The organism is Faecalibacterium sp. DFI.5.82 (assembly GCF_029076575.1).
GTDB classification, from domain to species: domain Bacteria; phylum Bacillota; class Clostridia; order Oscillospirales; family Ruminococcaceae; genus Faecalibacterium; species Faecalibacterium duncaniae.
The window spans coordinates 433,559-453,153 of the sequence record NZ_JARFIS010000001.1 but is presented as its reverse complement, the minus strand read 5'-3'; the positions used below and the strand labels follow the sequence as shown (position 1 = coordinate 453,153).

Genomic DNA, 19,595 nt, shown 5'->3' with positions numbered 1-19,595 from the left:
GTGTATAAAATTTATACAAAACACAACCATTGTCGGAAATATGACGAAACTGTGTATGACCCCCCAGTCACCTGCGGTGACAGCCCCCGCTAATAGGGGGGCCTTTGGCATTGCATGAGGCTCTGCAAGTCCCCCTTTCCGCACAGACTGCACCATTATGCCAAGGGCTCCCCTACTAGGGGAGCTGGCGCAAAGCGCCTGAGGGGTTTAGTCCAACAAAAAAAGCGCTCACCCTCCAGGGAAGGTGAACGCTTGCGTTTCTTTATCAGTTATTTTGTTTCGGGTGCCACCTCAAAATCGACCTTGCCAAGGTTGATATCGGCGCGGACGATGGTGATCATCATGCTGTCGCCCAGGCTCCAGGTCTTGCCGGAGGCGGGGTCAGAAAGGCGGATTCCCTCGGTGAGAGTGGTGCCGGTGGCGGTCAGGCTGGAAGCGGGCACAAAGCCCTCCACGCCGTTCTCCAGCTCCACGAAGATGCCGCGCTGGGTCACGCCGGAGATGATGCCCTCGTAGCACTCACCCAGATGGCGGCGGGCGTACTCGGCCTTGTAGTAATCCTCGGCCTTGCGCTCGATCTGAACGGCCAGCACTTCCCGCTCGCTGGACTGTTTGGAGGCCTTCTCCGCGAAATCGGTGTAGCGGACGATCATGGTCTCCTTGTCGGTGCCGCTGAGCAGGTCGGTCATCATGCGGTGGATGGCCAGATCCGGGTAGCGGCGGATGGGGCTGGTGAAGTGGGCGTAATCCTTGAGCACCAGACCATAGTGGCCCTTGGGCTTTTCCTCATAGCAGGCCTTGGACATGCAGCGGAGCATTCCGGTGTTGACGATCTGCTCAAACGGGGTGCCGCGCACACCCTCCAGAATGGCGCTCAGCTCCTTGGGGGTGGGCACTTCCTTGGCAAAGTGGTCGTTGATGCCGCAGGCCTGCAGCAGGCTGTGCAGGCGCTCCAGCTTCTCGCCGTTGGGCTCCTCGTGGACACGGTAGACAAAGGGGATCTGCTTGACCCGGGCGAAGTGGGCGGCGCACTGGTTGGCCAGCAGCATGAACTCCTCGATCATGGCCTCGCTCTCGCCGGAGGTACGCTTTTTCACATCGATGCAGTGGCCGTTCTCATCCAGGATGAGCTTGACTTCCCCGCTCTCGAAATCGATGCAGCCGCGCTCCTTGCGCAGGCGGGCGCGGTGGGCGTACAGCTCCTTCATGGCGGGCAGCTGATCCAGCACCTCGGCGTACTTGGCCTGCGTCTCGGCATCGGCAGTGCCGGCCAGCAGGGCGTTGATCTCAGAATACACGCCCTTGACCCGGCTGCAGATGATGGATTTGACGAACTTGTAGTCGGTCAGATTGCCGTCCTGATCCAGACGCATCAGGCAGGAGAACGCCAGGCGCAGCTCCTTCTCGTTCAGGGAGCAGATGCCGTTGGAAAGGCTCTTGGGCAGCATGGGCACGACCTGATCCGCATAGTAGACCGAAGTGGCGCGGTTGAAGGCTTCCTCGTTCAGCTCACTGCCGGGCTTGACGTAGTGGGAGACATCGGCAATGTGAACACCCAGCTCATAGCCGCCACCGGGGAGCCGGGTCAGGCTGACGGCATCGTCGATATCCTTGGTCTCGGCGCTGTCGATGGTGAAGATGGGCAGAGCGCGCAGATCCATGCGGCCCTTGCAGTCCTCCTCAGACACGGTCATGTCCTCGAACTTCTTAGCCTCGTCCCGCACCTTCTCGGGGAAACGGGTGTGGATGTCCTTGGCATAGAGCAGGGCCTTGGCGCAGCGCTTGGCTTCCTCGCAGCTGCCAAAGCGCATGGAAACGCCCACGCGGTGATCCTCCTGCCGGGTCCCGCGCTGCAGGATCTCCACAGCCACCTTGTCGCCGTCCTTCGCGCCGCCCTCGCAGTCGCGCTGGATGGTCATGGAGATGGCCGGGCAGTCATCGGGCACGAACTTCAGGCGGCCCTCGATGCGGCGGACAGTGCCCACCATGTCGTTCTTCTGCTCGAGCACGGCAAGGATCTCGCCCTCATCGCTGCCTTCCACCCGGGGGTGGGCAAACTTTTCCACCAGAACGGAATCGCCGGGCATGGCACCGCGGGTAAAGCGGCCCGGGATGAAGATATCGCCGGATTCATCCTCCAGCATCACAAAGGCAAAATTCTTGCCCAGCTTGACCACCTTGCAGGGCAGGGCCTTTTCGGCACGGCCGGAGCGGGCAGTGAAGAACACGCCGGACTTCTGGCAGACCACAGCATCGTGCACCAGCTCGTCCAGAGCCTCCATCACCTTGCGGTCCGCGGCACGGTCGCCGCCAAACTTTGCCTTGAGGTCCTTGACCATGCAGGGCTGGTTCTGGATGGCATGTTCAATTTTATCGCGTAATGACATATTTTTCTCCTTAACACTTTTCCGGCATTCTCCAATGGAACCCGGACAACTTCTTTCCCACGAGAGGTTTAGACAGAAAAACAGCCCCGCCTTACACGGGGCTGTACACGAGTGCTCAGGCCAGACGGCTGGCGAACACACAGGCCAGGATAGCCACCACAAAGAACACGATGCCTGCAATGCGGGTCACCTTGGCCAGCATCTGATCCGCAGGGGTCAGGCGTGCATTGTTGGCACCGCCCACACCACCGTTGATGGCACCGGCCAGACCCTGACCGTGGGTGTGCTGCATCAGGGTGAGGAGGATGATGACGGCCGAGACGACCAGCAGGATGGCACCGCCGACGATTTCAATGACAGACATGGATGGAACGCTCCTTTTATCTTTAGTTTCATAGAGACTGCATACAAATACAAGTGTATGATAGCACAAAAACCCGGGAAATGCAAGAAAAACCGTGGGCTACGGGGCCAGAATTTCCAGCCCTGCCGCCACCCGGGCAAAGATGGCCGCGCTGGAAAAGGCAGGCTCGGCCTGCGTGTCCTGCAGCACCACGATGGTATAGCGGGGCTGCTCTGCCGGGACAAAACCCGCAAACCAGTAATTTTTCAGCTCTGTACCGCCGGAAAACTGACCGGTCTGGGCCGTGCCGGTCTTGCCTGCCGCAGTCTGGCCGGGCAGGGCGGCCTCATGGCCGGTACCCCCGGCCACTACACCCGCCAATAGGGCCTGCAGAGCGGCGGCGGTGCGCTTTGTAAGCATCCGCCTGCTCCGGACATGGGAAAGCGCCGTGAGGGGCGCGCCGGTGGTCTCGTCCAGAGTGGTCTCCAGCAGCAGCGGGGTGCGGCAGATCCCCCCGCAGGCAATGGTGTTCATCATGGCGGCGACCTGCAGGGGGGATGCCAGCAGCTCCCCCTGCCCGAAGCAGAAATTGGCGTAGGCCCCGCTGGACGCAAGAGCCTCCCGCTCCGGCAGGACCCCAGCCGCCGTGTGCAGGGCATCGGTGAGCGGGATCGCCTGCCCGAAGCCCAACTGCTCTGCCATGGCGCGGACAGCATCGGCCCCCAGCGCCTGCCCCAGCCGGATGAAGTAGCCGTTGCAGCTCTTTTCCAGCGCGCCGGCCAGATCCACCTCGCCATGGGGGATGCCGCCCGCACAGCGGAAGATCCGGCCATCCACCGTGCACCAGCCGGGGCAGGTGTAGACAAAGCCGCTCTCCCCTGCCTCCAGCGCCGCTGCCGCCACCACCGGCTTGAACACCGAGCCCACGGCATAGCACTGGAACGCCCGTTCCAGCAGGGGGCTGTCCGGGGCGTTCAGGCTGGCCGAAATGTTTTCCGGATCATAGCCGGGGCGGCTGACGCAGGCCCGCACCTTGGCGTTGGCGGTGTCCAGCACCAGGATGCAGCCGCTCTGCATCGTCTCGTTGGCCACGGCTTCGGCGGTCTGCTGGATCTCCCGGGAAAGGGTCAGCTGCACCCCCACAGCCCCGCTGTCGGCGTGGGTGAGGACGGGCTCGGCCCGCAGCTTTCCCTGGGCGTTGACGGTGCAAAGCAGGGTATCCCCCGCCCCGCTGCCGGTGAGCAGTTCGTCAAAGGCGGCTTCCAGCCCGGCAGCACCATGGCCCTCGCCATCGAGATACCCCAGCAGCTGCACTGCCAGCGGAGCGGCAGAGCTTCGCCGCGCCGCTGGCCAGCAGGAAACGTCCAGCGCGGAAACATCCCGGTCCACTTCCAACAGAAACGGGGATGCGGCGTTCCGCTTCTGGTAGAGCGTCGCCTGCCCGGCTGCATCGGTGTAGGCGAACAGGCGGGCATAGCTGCCCTCCCCGGGCACGCAGAGGGCCATCCAGCGGGTGGTCTGCCCCGTGAGGAGCTGGCCCCTGTAATCATAAAAATTGCCCCGCCGGGCGGGCAGGTGGAGGGTGACCACGCTCTGCGCCGCCGCCCGGGCCCCGTAGGCCGTGTCGGAGCAGAGCCAGTACAGGCGGCAGACCACCGCCGCAAAGCAGAACAGCAGGGCCCCATACAGGACCAGCACCCGTTTGCCGGACATGAAAACGCCCCCTCTCCCGCTTAGGATGGGCAGGAAAGGGGGCATTGATGCGTTCAGGAGCAGATTTTTCGGACGAGCTCAGCGGCGCGGGCGGCATCCTCGGCCGTGGCGGTGCCGTTGTAGCGGGCTTTGAGGTAGATCTGGCGCAGCTCGGCCTCGGCGGCAAAGTCCATACCGAAAGCGCGGCCGGTCAGGTCAAGGCTGGTATCGCCCCGCAGGATGGTCACGCCGTGGCGCTGGCAGTGGTCCAGATAGATGGCATACTCCCGCCGCACCTTGTCCACCGGGCTGAGGAAGAGCCCGGGCCAGCGGCGGGCACGCTTGTGGGTGCTATGCCGGACAGTGGTGTCCGTGCAGGCAGTGTCCGTGTGCCGGAACTTCTGGCGCAGGAAATGCCGCACCACCAGCACCGCACAGAGAACCGCCAGCAGGATACCGAGCACGGTCAGTATCGACATCCCGTTGATGAGCGGTTCTGCGTCCTCGGCGGCCTTTTGGGCGTTGGCGATGACCTCATCGGTAGAAACGATCTCGGTGCGCTCCAACGGTTTGGGCGGAAAGAGGGTGAAGAGCCAGTGGATGAACTGCAGGATGCCGTGGAACAGCCAAGTCACACCCTGCACCACAATGTTGTTCAAAAACAGCTGCAGCACCGGCACGATCCCGCCAAAGTAAACGGCAGACGCAGCCGCCTTTGCACCGGCAACCACAACACTGCGGCTGAGCAGGAACGGCCCTGCGCACACCGCCGCCAGCACACCGCCGGAAAGCAGCAGATAGCCCGGCCGGGTGGAGATCTCCGGGTCCTGCCGAGTGGTGCGGTTGAACCCCACCAGAAGCACTGCTGCCGCCGTCGCAAAGGGCAGGGCCGCCGAAAGCACCGCGTTGGCGTTCCACAGCAGCATTGCCACTGCAAAGAAGGGCCATACCCGGCAGAGCCAGCGCAGGCGCTCGGCCTGCCGCATCGGCGAAAGGGCAAAATCGCCGGTGTAGGCCAGCAGCACCGGGTAGACTGCCGCCGGGAAGTAGCAGAGCTTGTCCGCCCCTGTAGGCAGGAAGAGCAGCGCCGCCGCGCTCAGGGCCGCAAGAGTGGTGCGGAGGGGACGGCTGCCCTCAAAGCAGGAGGCCAGACCAAAGCAGAGGGCAGGCCAGACCAGCACCAGCGGCATGGGTGTCCCGCCGAAGCTGGCAGCAAAAAAGCCCGCAAAGGCATAGTAAAAGCTCAGATCACCTGCCAGGCGCAGGGTATGTAAGAACATCATGCGCCCGCCTCCCCTGTCTGGACCGTCTCTACGGCCATTTCCGGAGTGAGCACCAGCAGCGGAATGCCAGGCAGGGGCCGCACGGCAGCACGCACAGCTTCTTCCGGCTCCGTTGTCACCACGATGCAGCTGACCTGCTCCTGCGGGTGGTAGTATTCGGCGCAGAACCGCGCGCAGGAAAGGACGGTCTGCCCGGTGGCGCGGCCCAAAATTTCCAACACCTTGCGGTAGTGTTCGGGGCCGTAGCCCTGCGGGGTTTCCAGCGGCTTTCTCCACTCCTCACCGGAGAGAGCCGCATTGAGCAGCAGGTCAAAGGCAGCGTTTGCCGCAAAGCGGTAGGACACCGCCTTTTCTTCCAGCCTCCGGCAGATTGTGCGGGCCATGGAGTAGCAGAGCTCCGCCGGTTCCGGGTGGTCGTAATCCTTGGTATCCGCATGGACTAGCACCACTGCCCGGGGCTCAGTGGTGTAATCCCACTTTTTGACCATAAGCCCCTGCCCCCGGACGCTCTGCTTCCAGGCGATGGAGCGCATGGGGTCACCACTGGTGTAGGGGCGGTAACCCGCCGTGAGAATAGGATCCTCGTAGAGATAGCGGTTCACCGAAAGCTCGCCCAGAAAACCGCCCAGCATCTCTTCCAGTTCCGGCAGAGCGCACTCCCTGGGTGGAACAATGAGCTCGTGGAAGCCCCGCTCGGTGCGGGACTGTTCCACAAGACCCAGAAAATCGCCGCCGATGACCTGCATCGGTTCCAGCACATAGCGGCCCCGGCGTTCCAGCCTGAGGGCGGTGGAGAAATCCGCCTCCTGCCCCGGGCGCAGCCAGGTGGTGAACCGCACCGTGTGGCCCAAACCTGCCTGATCCTGCGTAATGTGGTGCTCCGCGCAGGGAAGAAACTCCTTGTTCAGGTGGAGCTTTGCCGCCAGGAACATCTTCCAACGGGGGCCGCTGTTCCGTACAACAAGGTGGATCACGGCGGGCTCCCCGGCTTCCACAAGGTGATCCTCCACTTCCAGCCGCCCCTGCACATCGTCCAGGCTGTGGACTGTGCTGTAACGCTCCAGCCCAAGGGCTGTGGCCACCAATAGCAGCGCGAAGATGACGGCGCTCATTCCGCACTCTCCAACGGCACAGTGATCTCGGCCAACAGCTTGCGCATCCGCAGAGCGGCGGCTTCGGCGTTCATGCTGCTGCCCAGAGAAATGCGGTGAGAAAGCACCGCCGGGGCCAGCCCTTTGATGTCCTCGGGGATGACGTATTCCCTGCCCTGCAAGGAGGCATACGCCTGCGCAGCCTGATAGAGCGCCAGCGCACCGCGGGTGGATACGCCGCTGACAAAGCCGCTCTGTGTACGGGTGGCTTCCACGATGTCCATAAGGTAGTGCTTGACTTCCTCGGAGACCTTGACCTCCCGGTAAGCCGTGCGGACGTATGCGGTCTCCTCGGGAGTAACGACGGCCTGCAGCTCGTTCAGCACGGTCTGGGCCGAGGGGCGGGAGAGCACCTCCAGCTCCTGCTCCCGGGTCATATAGCCCAGCGACAGCCGCATGAAAAAACGGTCCATTTGGGCATCTGGCAACGGGAAGGTGCCAAAGGATTCCAGCGGATTCTGGGTGGCCAGCACCATAAAGGGCTCAGCCAGGCGGCTGGTCACGCCGTCCACGGTAATCTGCCTTTCCTCCATGGCTTCCAGCAGGGCCGACTGGGTACGGGGCGTGGCGCGGTTGATCTCGTCCGCCAGCACAAAGTTGGTGAAGAGCGGGCCGGGCCGGAACTCGAACTCACCAGACTTCTGGTTGTAGAAATTGATGCCGGTCAGATCGGAGGGCAGCAGGTCGGGCGTGAACTGCACCCGTTTGAAGTCCCCGCCCACCGTGCGCGCAAATGCACGCAGGAGCATGGTTTTGCCGGTGCCGGGCTTATCTTCCAGCAATACATGGCCTCCGCAGAGGAAGCTGACCAGAATTTTCTCGGTAGCATCCTCCTTGCCCACAATGACACGGGCACAGTTGGACACAACTTTTTCGCGGTAGGCGGTAAAAGCGGCAGTGTTCATTGGTGTTTCCTTTCCCAAAAACAATTTTTCTAAGTGTACTCTTGTTTGGAAAGGGTGTCAACAAAAAAGAAGGCAGAGCCTCCCGGGTGGGAAGTTCTGCCTTCTGCGGCGTATTGAATTGGTACGGGGAGCCGGTGCGGCTTAGTACATGCCGCCCTTCCAAACCACACTTTTGGAGCCGAATCACGAATATCGGGAAACGTAGACTTTTGTAGAATTATCAAGGCCACAAGCCGATTTTTCCAGATTCTCCGTTTTTGCACGATCCACGCTTTTCTACGCAAATCTACGCCACTTACCGGGTGATTGGCGTAAGTTTTGGCGTAAGTTTCGGCGTAAGTTTCGGCGTAAGCAATTCCGCTTCATGCGTCGAAAATCACAGGTTGCCGGCAATCTGTTCAAAGGCTCTTTCAACCGATTCAAAGCTGCTGTGCGTGTAGACATCCAACGTCACACTGGCATTGGAGTGTCCCATCAGGTATTGCAGGCTTTTTACATCCAGCCCGGCCTGCTGAACATTGGTGCAGAAGGTGTGTCGCAGCACATGAGGTGTAATGCGCGGAACAGGTTTGCCGTACGCCTTCTCAAACTTTCCCTGCACGCCACGCATATAGTTTTCCAAGTGCATTGCCACCTTCGGCATTCCGGACTTGTCCAGAAAGAGAAATCCGCTGCAACCATCCACCAGCGCTTCCACTTTCGTGGACGCTCTGGCTTTTACTACACGCCGCAACGCTGCACAAACTGTATCTGTCATGGGGACATTGCGGATACCGCTTTTTGTTTTCGGCGGTGTGACAAAGTAGGGCTTTTCAGCCGTCCGGCAAAGCTGCCGCCGGACATGGATACAGTGCCGTTCAAAGTCGATATCTGCTCGTGTCAGGCCATACAACTCACTCACACGCAAGCCGGTTCCCATAAGAATGACGATATCATCATAATAGTTGCCGCCATAGCCTTGAACGAATTGCAGATATTTCTCCTGCTGTTCTCTGGTCAGGGCATTGCGCACATAAGCGTCCTTCGGCACAACGTCCGACAGCTTGAACTTAAATGGATTCTTGCGGATGATGTCATCCTCTACCGCCATCTCAAACGCCGGTCTGACAACGCTTTGCAGGATTCCTATGGTGTTTTGCTTGAAACCGCTGTCATGCAGAAACACGAACCAGCCTTTCGCATCGGACAATTTTACCGTTTTGATGGCTTTTTGCCCGAAAGGGTCAGCATGAATCCGCTTGACCGCTGTGTTGTACGACCGAAGTGAATTGGGTTTCAACCCACGTTTCAGGTTCATATAGCGGTCAACCAGATCAGCCACCGTCATCTCTCCGGCGGCGTAGTCGATGCCGTCTGCCAGATCGCGCCACAGTTCTTCCTCTTTTTTCCGCAGCTCTGTCAGGGATTTAGCGTAAATACAACGCCGTTTCTTGTGGATATCGGTATAACGATAGTCGTAGGTGCCGTTTGCTCTTTGGCTTTCGCCATCCTTCAAAACACGGCCCTTGCTATCTTTGCGCTTTTCAGACATTTAGAAACTCCTTTCTGTGAAAAGCGCATATAGGGGTTAATTTTAGTATACCATACCGACCATGCGATTTCCACCGATATCGAATAGAAAAGACGTTGCATCATTCTCAAATAGAATACGCCTGCTCGATAAAGCAATCAAACAGACGGCGCTTGATCAAACGCTTGTTGCCCACCCAAAGGACAAATTTGCACTTATCCTCGTTGGTAATCTCGCGCAGTTTATTGATGCCAATGCCGGAATAAGCCGCAGCTTCCTCCAGCGTTAAATTGCTCTTTTCCCAGATCGGAACTTGTCGGGACTTGGTCCCTCCATCTTGCTGATGCAAGACCGTTCCGTCGCTTGAAGTCTCCACCGGGGACTTCATTGCTTCGCAAACGCGAACTTCCTTCATAGGCAGACCTCCACTTCCTTGTAACCGAACGCCTGTAACCGGGCAGGAAAACTCTCTTTTTCTGTACGCAGGGCATTCGGTGGGCTTTATACTTTTTCTTATTCTTTTAAGGTTACATGGTTACAGAAAGCGGAAAACGCAGCAATCATGCGGTTTTTGCGCTGTAACTGCAGCGTAACCAAACCTGTAACTGACCGTGTAACCGCTGTCCATCAGAAGGGAAATCCCAGTTGCTGGGCTTCCGCATCCGTTATTTCGGAGAAATCTTCAGCCCCGGTTTCGGGGCTGGTTACGCGCTCCCAGCCTTTCTGAACGCCGTACTTCGGGTAACGCTTGGCGGTCTTGTGCGCCTGCCAGCCTTGAATATCGCCGCGCGAAATTCCCGTGTTCATGATCTCACAGATAGCACGGGTCTCCCACTCAGCCGGGATGTTCGTGCTGCCCAGCGCTTCCGCATAAAGCTGCTTGGAACACACCCGGTCACCCGTGTAGTCCTCCAGAAAGGCGTAGATCATGCCTGCCTGTGCATCCTCCTGCATGAAGTCCTGCTGATGGGCTTGCAGGTTTTCCTGCATAGCAGGGTTGAACGCCAGCTTGTAATTACCGCTGTTGTAGATGGTCATGGCTTCTGCCCAAAGCTGGTCGATATAAGCGCGGGATTCCTCCTCGTTGTCCAGAATGTGGACTTCGGCCAGTTCCGCATCCACCGGGATGGGGATGAAGCGGCGATTACCCGTGCGGTCACGGGGCAAAAAATCCTGCCGGTTGGTCGTGCCAGCAAAGACGCACTGGCGCAGACGGTCGGCAGGATGGGTCTCGTAGGGGACTTTATAGGTTTCCTTCTGCTTGCTGAGAAAACTCTTGATCTCCTCGATGCTCTTGGCGTTGGCGGTGGCAATCATCTCCGACATTTCGATGATCCAGTGACCTTGCAGCTTGCGGTACACATTGTCATCGTCCAGCCGCCGCAGGTCATCCGAGAACCACTCGTCCTTGACTGCCAGCAGCCGGAAGAAGGTGGACTTTCCTGCACCTTGCCCGCCCACCAGACAGAGCATGGTTTCAAATTTACATCCCGGCTGGAACACCCGTTTGATGGCTCCCAGCAGGAAAATTTTCATAGCTTCGCAAGTGTACTCGTCCTCCGCAGCACCGAGGAAATGGTGCAGGACGTGGGCTATCCGTTCCGTACCGTCCCACTTTAGGCCATTCAGGTAATCCCGGATGGGGTGGTAGCGGTTCTCGTTGGCAATGATGCGGATGGCGGATTCAATCTTCTTTTCGCTGAAAATGCCGTACTTCTCCATTCGCCGCAGGATATACTTCATATCGGTGTCGTTCAGTGTCTTGCCGGAGCGGGGCCAGCCCACAGGCTTTACGATGTCGATGCGCTCACTCAACAGGTTCAGCCGGATGGCATCGGCCAGCACATGGTCGTTCTGCAAAATCGTGATGCAGTTTTGGATCGTCCGCTGGATCTCGCCGTTGGAGTGCTTGGTCAGCATTTCTTTTACGTCCGCAACGGTTCTGGGAGTACGTTCTTCGTTGACTTCTTTGCTCAATAAACATCACCTCGTACTATTATTGAAAACGATTTTCTGATTTTTCCGCAGCGGGTATATCTCCGGGTTTCCGTTGCATCTGCTCTGCCTGCAATCGGCTTAGCAGTTGCAGAACGGAATCCCGTGCTTTCTCCTTGACCTGTTCCTTGCCTTTCTGCCGGACCTCCGGCTTCAGGAGCTTCTCCTGCAGGCGGGCAGCGGTGGTCTGCATGGTCTTGAGAAACTTGTCCAACACGGTATCCAACCGATGGGCTGCATATTCTCTCGTGGGTTGCGGAGCCTTGCGTTCAGGGGACAGCACCCACTTCTTCGTGTCCTCGATCATCCGCATATCTTCCTTGCGGGTCTCGGTGCGCACCACGTCAGTCACGACCTCCACCGCCTTGTCATAGGCCGCAGCCGAAACATCTTCCAGCAGAGTCTCCATGTCCGAAACTTTCAGGGTCAGCTTGTCCAGCTTGTTCTGCTGGGCGGCAAGCTGCTCCTTCTGCTTTGCAAGGATGAAGTCCTGCTTTTCCAGATATTTGCGGTTGCCGTACTCCGCTTCCTCCTCCAATTCCAGTCCATGCCGCTTGGCAATCTCGAACAGCATCTTCCGACAGGCGGCATCAAAGGTGATTTTGCGGTTGTTGCGGCGGCTGAGAGGTTTGTCCGGGTCGGGCAAGTTGAAGCCCAACGCTTCCAGTGCCTTTTCCTGCTGAGGAGCGATCTCGCCGTACTTGTTTTCGCAGTCGAACACATGACGCTCATGGATGTGGGGAGTGCTTTCATCCAGATGCAGTGCCCAGTCCAGCAGGTGCACATGAGCGCCAAACCGTTCATGAAATTCAGCAATGAACTCCGTTACCACCAGAACCAGACCTTCCACCGATGCGTGTTCGTCCAACGTTCCGAACTGGTAGATGGTTTCTTCCGGGCAGGTTTTCTTTCCGGCAAGCAAGTCCTCTATGGTTCGGTTGCGCTCGGTATGACGAATCTTTGCATTGCGAGCATTCTGGTTTTCCACAAAGTGAGAGTAGTGAATTTCATAGAACATCTTCTCCACATCGCTGAACGCAGCAGTCTGTCTATCCTTGTCGGATGCAGAACGGATGCCATGATAGCAGTCCCAGTAGATATTGCTCTTGGCGCGCTCTTGGTCAATGTGCTCACTGTTGGCAAGGTTGAAACTGCGGTCATTGTGCTTGGGGTTATAGGTGCCGTGGGTTCCGGCTCGTCCATTGTGTCGTGTTAATTTCAGATAGACATCCCTCTTTTCCTGTATTTTTTGTGTACGGCCACTCGTGCGATCAAATCACAGGAGTGATGCAATTCTTCTAAGCAACGGGTCTCGCATTTCAAGACCGTGTCTTGAAATCTTCTCTCGGAATCGAGAGGTAATCCTTTCGGAAAAGGATTTATGTGTTTGTTATACTGCAAAGAAAGTGACCTATCGCTCCTTCCCTCAGTGGGAGATCATGGCGTTTGTCGCTTTCCGCTTAGAAGAGTTTGCTTTCGCTCTGCAAGAAAAGTATAACAGAGAAACTTGGAATCGAACAGGAACTGAGAGTTCCTAATTTTCGGTGAAAGTAGGAAGCATCGTTCCCATTTCTTGTTGCATCGCTATTCTTTCTTTGCGGGGAATCATTAAGATGCTGCATCTCTGTAATTATCATAGCACCTGAAATTGCAAAAGTCGTGGGCTTCGTAGGCCTATTATTGGCCCCCTAAGTGAACCTGTTTTGATTACTTTTCCCCGATTTTGGTATAAAGTTTAACAGAGGCTTCTTTCATTTCAACAGCTTGCCGGGAGAGTGCGCAGCAGCGGAGCTGCTGGATCTGCCGCCATTTTGCGCCAGATAATACCCAGTAGGATATGACGCACAGCATCATATCACTGGGCAAGGCGTTCCCCCTTGACTCCCTTCAAAGGGCTGCGGTCTCGCCTGTCGGCTCGGTCGGTGCTTCAAAATACCTGCGGCCTTTTGAGGTCGCCACTGGCGACCCGCACCTCTGCACTCTTGCTCCGGGCAAACTGTCCTGAACGGACAGCTCGTCCGGCTCCGATGTAACGAGAACTGACAAATTCGTCCGTTTTCGTAATCGTATAGCACAAAAAGGCGGCCATCTGCACCCATGCAGACAGCCGTCTTTGGTTTTATGCCGTATTCTATTGGTCAATCTCTGAAGATCTTATCCAGTTCCCTTTCCATGGTGCCCGCCTTGGCAAATTCCAGCGTATCTGCCTGACGGATATGGTGAGCGGTGATGCCGTGATCCTTTGCAAAGCCCAGAATGTAGCTGATGGCAATGCGGTAGATGATCTCGGTAGGGGCAAGCCCATAGACCTGCTTGGCAAAGATATGTTCCAGCCGGGCATTATCGTCCGGGAAGGCTTGCCGCATCTTCTCGCTGCGGTAAAGGCGCTTGACAATTTCCGTTATGTACAGGCCGGACTTCATGTAGGGGTCCAGAAAGGTCTTGCCGGGGTCATCGAAGCAGCCGGGGTTTTCCTGCTCCAGCAAGTCCACCATCTTTTTCACCACCCACTTGGGGGTGAAGATCTGGTTGGTTTTCTGGGGTGGGATGTAATCGAAGATATCCTCGGTGCGGCTCTCGTCAAAGTAATCCGCCAGTTTGACCTTCAGGCTCAGGAACTCCTTCACCGAATCGTCAAACACCACCGGGTCGAACAGGTGGCCTGCAAAGTGCTCCTTCTGTCCGGTAGTCTGGTTGATGTACGGCCCGCCGTCCCGCAAAAATCGGAACTGTTCCAGCGTAATGCTGGTGACCTCCTGAAAGACCTTGTCCGGGATGATCCGGTCAAAATTCGCCAGCGTCACGGTCTCGTCGCCGTAGGCCATGAGGAAGGACGGGATGGTGCGGGAGAAGCCCCGGAGGTGGTCACGGACGGTGTCCTCGTAGCCCTTTTTCTCCTGCTCCTTCTGATTGGTCTCCACAGTGCGCACGATGGTCTGCTGCATCTCCTGCGCCGTCTGCTGGATGGTGGATTGCAGTTTTTCCATCAGGGCGGCGGTGCTCCGCTGCTGCTTTGCGTTAAACTCCCGGTTCACCTGCTGGCGCTGCTGGGCGGTGGTGCAGCTTTGCAGCTGCTGGGTGCGCTGAGTCTCCAGCTGGCTCTGGTCGATGCGGTAGTTGTCCACCACCTTGTTCACCGCCACGTCCATTTTTGCCTTGGCGGTGCTCTCAAAGCGCTTCTGATCGGACAGCTTCAGGTCGCGGCCATACTCCTGCTTTGCCTGCTCCACCATAGGGGTGATGATCTCCTTGGTGATGCTCTTTTTCAGGGGTTCCAGATGCTCTTCTTTGGCAGGAGCCGGAGCATCTGTCAGGTCTTGCAAGGCGGTGTCCAGCGCCGGGGTGCTTTCGTAGATCTTTGACCCGAACACATCCGCTGCCTTGCCGATGACGTAGCCCTCATCCAAGTCCACCTCGCCCTTGTCGTTCAGGGAGAGGTCTGCGCCGGTGTCCGGGGTGATCTGGATGGGCTTTGCCTTTGCCTCGCTGATGGGCTGGAAGTTTTGCAGAATGTCCAGCACCTCCTGCGGGGCACTGAATACGTTGGAAATGTTCTGGAACAGGAAGTTGCTCTGGAAACCCATCCGCACTACTTCTTTGGACTTGATCTTCCGGGGGATGCTGAGGACTTTTTCTGCATCCAGCGGAATCATCTCCCCTTCCTCGTCCTCGCCGATGACCGGGAAGAAGTTGAGCAGATTCTGAATGTGCGCCTTGCGTTCCTCGGTGTCGCCCTTGCCGCTGACGGTGTCCTGTGAAAGGTCGTTGGCGAACTGCTCATAGATCAGCAGGGTGCGGGCAGGGTCAAAATCGAACACATAGGCGTTCTCTTTGCGGCGGAAGGTGCCGTTTTCGTGGAAAAGGCAGGGGTTCTGGGCACGGAACGCTGCCTGCATATACAGCGCCGGGCTTTTCAGGTTGGAGAGCATCAGCACCGCCGACCACTCCGGGATGGTGACACCGGTAGTCAGCTGCCCCACCGACAGGGTAATGGTCTTTTCGTGGTGGGCGATGGCGGCTTTTACCCGGTCAAAGCTCTTCTGGTTCTCGTCCGTGTCGTCCAGCTTGCCGTCACCGGCGGCTAGAATCACCTCATAGTCCCGGAATACCGGGTGCGCCTGCAACTTTTTTGCCAGCGCTCTGGCACTATCCACCCGGTTCAGCAGCCAGAAGGTGTGCTTCAGCTCGGCACGCAGCTCCGGGGTGGAAAACGGAAATTTGTTCTGGGTGGTCATGGCATCCAGAAAGCGGTCCACATCGGCCTCATGCTCAAAGCTGCCGCTGGGCTTCACCTTAAAGAACTCGTTCAGGTCAAAGGCAAATTCCTGCGTTTCGCCGTCGATCTCCACGCCCTGCTGAATTTCGTCCCGGATGATCTCGGACATCTGGTAGGTGTAGAGGTTGAGCATGGGGAGGTTTGCGTAGGGGTTCTGCTGCCCCGGTGCGCCCTGCCAGTTCCGCTTGGCGGCCTGCTCGTCGGCGTAGGTCCAGTTGAAGATGGCATCCCCGGCAAACTTGTCGTTTGCCAGTGCCTTGAAGGGCGTGCCGGACAGGTGCAGCGTGAACTTGCGGCGGATGCGGTCAAAGGCAAGGTCGGTCTTGTAGGTGTCCACGCCCTCGTGGGCTTCGTCGATGACCAGCACATCCCAGTTCAGCTCGGTCAGGTGGCGCAGTTTGTCGTACTCGCCGCCGAAATATTTCGAGCCTTTCATGTCCTGCAAGCTGACGAACTCAATGCGCTTATACAGTTCCTCGCCCTGTGCGGCGGCATCCAGATAGCCCTGCTCGTCCAGCACATGGGGCTGCCCGGCAAGGGCATCCACATGGCTGACGAACAGATAGCCGGACTCCCTGCCCAGAAAGCGCACATAGTCGCTGTACCAGCTATTGGCGATGGCCGGGCGGTTGGTGACGATGAGCACCGTCTGTGCATCGACCTGCTTGCAGAAATCGTAGACGGAAAGAGTCTTGCCAAAGCGGGGCTTGGCGTTCCAGAGGTATTCCCCGCCGGGGTGGCTCTGGTAATAGATTTTAGTGTCGCGGACAGCCCTTGCCTGTTCTTCCCGCAGGGTGTAGGCGATGGCGGCATCCAGCTGCACCCGGCCCCGGTTCATGCGGAAATCCTGAAAATACCGCCGGGACTGCTGCCCATCCAGATGGAACCACTCGTTTTTGCGGTCGTTCTCCACGTTCAGTTTGCGGAGGTAGGCGTGGAAATCGTGGTCGGTGAACACCTCACCGCTGCCGTCATCGTAGACGGCATTGCCCCGCCACTCCTCATGGTACAGCACATCGGCGGTGTGGGTCTGCTGTTTCAGGCGTTTGTCCACCGACTGCTCGGTGTAGCCGATCTTCGTCCAGCCGTTGTGCCGGGCAATTTCCGGGGTGGTATAGGCGTAGATCATGGGCACCACCTGCCGGGCAGTGCGCAGGGTTATGCCAGCCATTATGCCATCTCCTTTACATGGGTCTCGATAAATTCGATCTCGTCAGCGGTCAGGTCATACTTGCGGTAAAGCTGCTGGTCGATCTCCGCCACCGACTTGCTCCAATCAATGTCGGAATGGGCGGTAAAGTCTTGAAGGGGAACGTATTTCCATTTTGGTGCCGGACAGTCCTGCGTAATTTTTAGTACCCCAAGCATTGCCCTTGCAAATTTTGTTTTTACATACTTTGTTATTGCGATAGCTTCTTGTTCACTTTCGCATTTTCCAATAGACATAAACGTCTGCGTATGTCCTATGCCCGGTTCAGCAATTATCGGTGCTGAGAGAGTTTCGCCAAAAGCACCACTACCGTTTGCTTTGGAGATAAAAACCTTATAACTCCCAAAATTTTCAGGGACACGAACGTAAGCTTTTCTAATCCATTTCTCTGTGCGCTTGCTTCCGTCCAGACCCAAAATCTTTATATAAGAACTTCCGTCCTTCGGCATTTCAGAGAAGAACACAATATTATCGAGTTTACTTAAAACATTCGACTTGAAGTCGTATTTATGACCTTTACTTAGCAGAGACTCCACGCTTGAGTTCTCTTTGTGCATCGTTTCTGTGAAACGATACGATTCTGCTGCATAAATCACCTTACTTAACGGTACATAGTCTGTTTTTCCAATTTTACGAGCAATACTTCTTAGTTCATCGAACACAATAAAATGCTCAATCGCACCGTAATTCTTCACTTTGTCGCGGTATGTAATTACAACACCGCCCTTAATATCTGTGTTTGCAAAGATTTTTGAACTATCAGATTCATAATGCAAGACTGTCAAGTGCGGATCACTCAGCATCTTCTCATTCCATGCTTTCGGTGTAGAGCCAGCATTGAACAAAAACCGTGCAGGATGAATCATTTCCACCTTATCTGCAATTTCATAAGACGCATCCAGAAATTTGTTATATACTGGCGGTGCAAACCCTTTGTTATCGCCAAGGGTTTCATCCTGATACGGCGGGTTTCCGATGACATAATCAAACTTCATGCTGGTACTCCCTTCCTGAATGGTTTCAAAGTTCTGGGCGGTTCCATGGCTGCCCTTGCGCCAGTTTTTCACTTTACAGGATACCGTAGGCGGCTGCAGCTCTGCCGCCCCGAACATGGAAAAGAGGTCAAGCTGTTCTGCCTCCGGCTGAGGCTTGCCGCCGGGCACAGAGAGGTGCAAGCCGTCCATCTGCCACAGGTTCCAGCTGATGATGTTGGCAATAGGCTGTAACTCTTCTTTTGTGGGTTTGCGCTGCCAGCGGGCTTGCAGATGCTCTGCATAGGTCAGCAGAAGGTTGACCCGCGCCAACAAAAGATTATCTCCCTGATACTCATAGCCGTAGGTAGACTGCACCGCATGGGTGGCATATTTGCGCCACTCGTCCTCTGTGGCGGCGTTCTCGCTTACCACCCGCAGCTTGCGGTCCAGAATGCCAATGCGCCGGGCTACCGGAATCATCTCGCCGGTGGCGGCATCGTACCGGGACGCCAGAAAGGGGGCTTCGCCGCAGGTCACCTCCAAGCGGCGGCTCTGCACATACTGCACCCATGCTGGAGTCCTGCCCTTGCAAACCGGGAACTGCACTGGCGTTTCCACCGTCTGCCAGCCTTGGGGCAGCTCCACCGTGAACTGCCCGGCGCTCTCCTCTGCCCCCAGCCCACGGAACCAGTCAGCATCCAGTGCGTTGTTCATCTTGTTGCAGACCCATGCGGGGCTGAACACCTCGCCTTTTTTGCGGGTGCGCTGCTGCTGGGTGTCGGTCTGCTTCATCATCCGGGGCAGCACCACCTCGTAGTGGGTCAGCCCGAGCTGCTGGGTGGTGATCTGGGATCTATCCGTCACCGGCTCGTACATCACCGTTTGCAGTTCTTCCGGCGGGTCGGTGGCCCAGATGATATTTTTACCGGTGGAGCGGTCTTTTAGAAGTGTATCCAGCACCGCCTGCACTTCCGGTGCGTGAAAGTCGATCAGTTGTTCCAACGGGGATTCCCTCGCTTTGCCTTAGCGTTGCGGCGGAAGTAGTATTTTTATACTAGTTCTGCCTTATACTAGTATTATACAGCTACTTTTTGCCTTGTCTAGTATTGTACAGCCACTTTTCATCAAAAGTAGGAATGATTCATATACTAGTGGTAAGGAAAGGTGGTCAAGCTATGCTTGGGGAACGATTGGCAGAACTCCGCAAACTGAATGATGACACACAGCAGACCCTTGCGGACAAACTTGGTATCTCCGTTTGGTCTATCCGTGCGTGGGAACAGGGAAAGAGCTACCCCTTCAGCAATGTGCTGCTTGCCATCTGCAAGCTCTACGGTACCTCCGCCGACTACCTGCTGGGTCTGACCGACATCGACCCCTCGGACGAAGCCCGCAAACAGCGCCAGCGCCTGACCGAAGAAGAACAGAACGAGATGCACCGCTACGAAGAATATTTGCTCTGGAAACGCAAAAAATAAGCCGCCCAGCGAGACCGTAAGGTCGCTGGGCGGCTTATTTGCCCTCTTGACAAATACGTAAAATACGTATACAATAAAACTGTAATCCTGAAAGAAAGGAGGGGCACCCGCCATGCCGATGACTCCCAAGCAAATGATTCGCTTGCTGGAGCAGAACGGCTTTGTTTTAGTCAGTGCAAATGGGTCACACTACAAGTATCATAACCCAACTACCAACAAAACCACTGTCGTTCCATTTCACGCAAAGGATCTGAAACCCGGTACCGAGAAAAATATTCTCAAATTAGCCGGACTCAAAAAGTAAGAATATGATGATTGTAGACTTCATATTCTGAAACTGCAAAGCACTGCATAGACTATTCTACAATTTCCAACCAATAATGTAGGCCTG

At 56.8% G+C, this 19,595-nt stretch carries 14 protein-coding genes; 2 read left to right on the top strand and 12 right to left on the bottom strand.

The features are described 5' to 3' along the window. Positions 1-269: 269 nt before the first annotated feature. The 12 genes from rnr to P0G09_RS02290 form a co-directional block, all read right to left on the bottom strand. The gene (gene rnr / locus P0G09_RS02345) at positions 270-2,387 is read right to left on the bottom strand and encodes a ribonuclease R (protein ID WP_005932603.1); all 2,118 of its coding nucleotides are present in this window, start codon (positions 2,385-2,387) and stop codon (positions 270-272) included. Between the two features lie 115 nt (positions 2,388-2,502). Further along, positions 2,503-2,751 (bottom strand): preprotein translocase subunit SecG, encoded by a 249-nt coding sequence (gene secG, locus P0G09_RS02340; protein WP_005932601.1) that lies wholly within the window; start codon positions 2,749-2,751, stop codon positions 2,503-2,505. 99 nt (positions 2,752-2,850) lie between these two features. Then, complete coding sequence (locus P0G09_RS02335; protein WP_275251814.1) at positions 2,851-4,443, bottom strand: penicillin-binding protein 2; 1,593 nt, start codon at positions 4,441-4,443, stop codon at positions 2,851-2,853. A gap of 53 nt (positions 4,444-4,496) precedes the next feature. Next, entirely contained in the window at positions 4,497-5,705 is a 1,209-nt protein-coding gene (locus P0G09_RS02330; protein ID WP_275251813.1) for a hypothetical protein, read from the bottom strand. Then, positions 5,702-6,817, bottom strand: a complete 1,116-nt coding sequence (locus P0G09_RS02325) for a DUF58 domain-containing protein (protein ID WP_275251812.1) — start codon at positions 6,815-6,817, stop codon at positions 5,702-5,704. Before P0G09_RS02325 ends, P0G09_RS02330 begins: the two co-directional genes overlap by 4 nt. After that, complete coding sequence (locus tag P0G09_RS02320) at positions 6,814-7,761, bottom strand: AAA family ATPase (RefSeq protein ID WP_275251811.1); 948 nt, start codon at positions 7,759-7,761, stop codon at positions 6,814-6,816. The genes P0G09_RS02325 and P0G09_RS02320 overlap by 4 nt, the downstream gene beginning before the upstream one ends. A 376-nt stretch (positions 7,762-8,137) precedes the next feature. Next, the gene (locus tag P0G09_RS02315) at positions 8,138-9,292 is read right to left on the bottom strand and encodes a site-specific integrase (RefSeq protein ID WP_275251810.1); all 1,155 of its coding nucleotides are present in this window, start codon (positions 9,290-9,292) and stop codon (positions 8,138-8,140) included. 106 nt (positions 9,293-9,398) lie between these two features. Continuing rightward, complete coding sequence (locus tag P0G09_RS02310) at positions 9,399-9,620, bottom strand: excisionase (protein ID WP_227623440.1); 222 nt, start codon at positions 9,618-9,620, stop codon at positions 9,399-9,401. A gap of 278 nt (positions 9,621-9,898) precedes the next feature. Continuing rightward, positions 9,899-11,191, bottom strand: coding sequence for a virulence-associated E family protein (locus tag P0G09_RS02305; RefSeq protein ID WP_275251953.1), 1,293 nt, complete (start codon positions 11,189-11,191; stop codon positions 9,899-9,901). Positions 11,192-11,267: 76 nt separating this feature from the next. Further along, on the bottom strand, positions 11,268-12,284 hold the full coding sequence (locus P0G09_RS02300; RefSeq protein WP_275251809.1) for a hypothetical protein: 1,017 nt from the start codon (positions 12,282-12,284) through the stop codon (positions 11,268-11,270). A 1,120-nt stretch (positions 12,285-13,404) separates the two neighbouring features. Next, positions 13,405-16,713 (bottom strand): DEAD/DEAH box helicase family protein, encoded by a 3,309-nt coding sequence (locus P0G09_RS02295; RefSeq protein WP_275251808.1) that lies wholly within the window; start codon positions 16,711-16,713, stop codon positions 13,405-13,407. After that, complete coding sequence (locus tag P0G09_RS02290) at positions 16,713-18,728, bottom strand: Eco57I restriction-modification methylase domain-containing protein (RefSeq protein WP_275251807.1); 2,016 nt, start codon at positions 18,726-18,728, stop codon at positions 16,713-16,715. The genes P0G09_RS02295 and P0G09_RS02290 overlap by 1 nt, the downstream gene beginning before the upstream one ends. 173 nt (positions 18,729-18,901) lie before the next feature. Between P0G09_RS02290 and P0G09_RS02285 the strand changes: the two genes are divergently transcribed. After that, positions 18,902-19,204, top strand: a complete 303-nt coding sequence (locus P0G09_RS02285; protein ID WP_005932550.1) for a helix-turn-helix transcriptional regulator — start codon at positions 18,902-18,904, stop codon at positions 19,202-19,204. Positions 19,205-19,316: 112 nt separating this feature from the next. Continuing rightward, the gene (locus P0G09_RS02280) at positions 19,317-19,508 is read left to right on the top strand and encodes a type II toxin-antitoxin system HicA family toxin (protein ID WP_112114942.1); all 192 of its coding nucleotides are present in this window, start codon (positions 19,317-19,319) and stop codon (positions 19,506-19,508) included. Positions 19,509-19,595 lie beyond the last annotated feature (87 nt).

Bases quoted from the DNA above. Each gene is read 5' to 3' on its own strand.
- rnr (WP_005932603.1), bottom strand. From the start codon at position 2,387: ATGTCATTACGCGATAAAATTGAACATGCCATCCAGAACCAGCCCTGC.
- secG (WP_005932601.1), bottom strand. From the start codon at position 2,751: ATGTCTGTCATTGAAATCGTCGGCGGTGCCATCCTGCTGGTCGTCTCG.
- P0G09_RS02335 (WP_275251814.1), bottom strand. From the start codon at position 4,443: ATGTCCGGCAAACGGGTGCTGGTCCTGTATGGGGCCCTGCTGTTCTGC.
- P0G09_RS02330 (WP_275251813.1), bottom strand. From the start codon at position 5,705: ATGATGTTCTTACATACCCTGCGCCTGGCAGGTGATCTGAGCTTTTAC.
- P0G09_RS02325 (WP_275251812.1), bottom strand. From the start codon at position 6,817: ATGAGCGCCGTCATCTTCGCGCTGCTATTGGTGGCCACAGCCCTTGGG.
- P0G09_RS02320 (WP_275251811.1), bottom strand. From the start codon at position 7,761: ATGAACACTGCCGCTTTTACCGCCTACCGCGAAAAAGTTGTGTCCAAC.
- P0G09_RS02315 (WP_275251810.1), bottom strand. From the start codon at position 9,292: ATGTCTGAAAAGCGCAAAGATAGCAAGGGCCGTGTTTTGAAGGATGGC.
- P0G09_RS02305 (WP_275251953.1), bottom strand. From the start codon at position 11,191: ATGCTGACCAAGCACTCCAACGGCGAGATCCAGCGGACGATCCAAAAC.
- P0G09_RS02300 (WP_275251809.1), bottom strand. From the start codon at position 12,284: ATGTTCTATGAAATTCACTACTCTCACTTTGTGGAAAACCAGAATGCT.
- P0G09_RS02295 (WP_275251808.1), bottom strand. From the start codon at position 16,713: ATGGCTGGCATAACCCTGCGCACTGCCCGGCAGGTGGTGCCCATGATC.
- P0G09_RS02285 (WP_005932550.1), top strand. From the start codon at position 18,902: ATGCTTGGGGAACGATTGGCAGAACTCCGCAAACTGAATGATGACACA.
- P0G09_RS02280 (WP_112114942.1), top strand. From the start codon at position 19,317: ATGCCGATGACTCCCAAGCAAATGATTCGCTTGCTGGAGCAGAACGGC.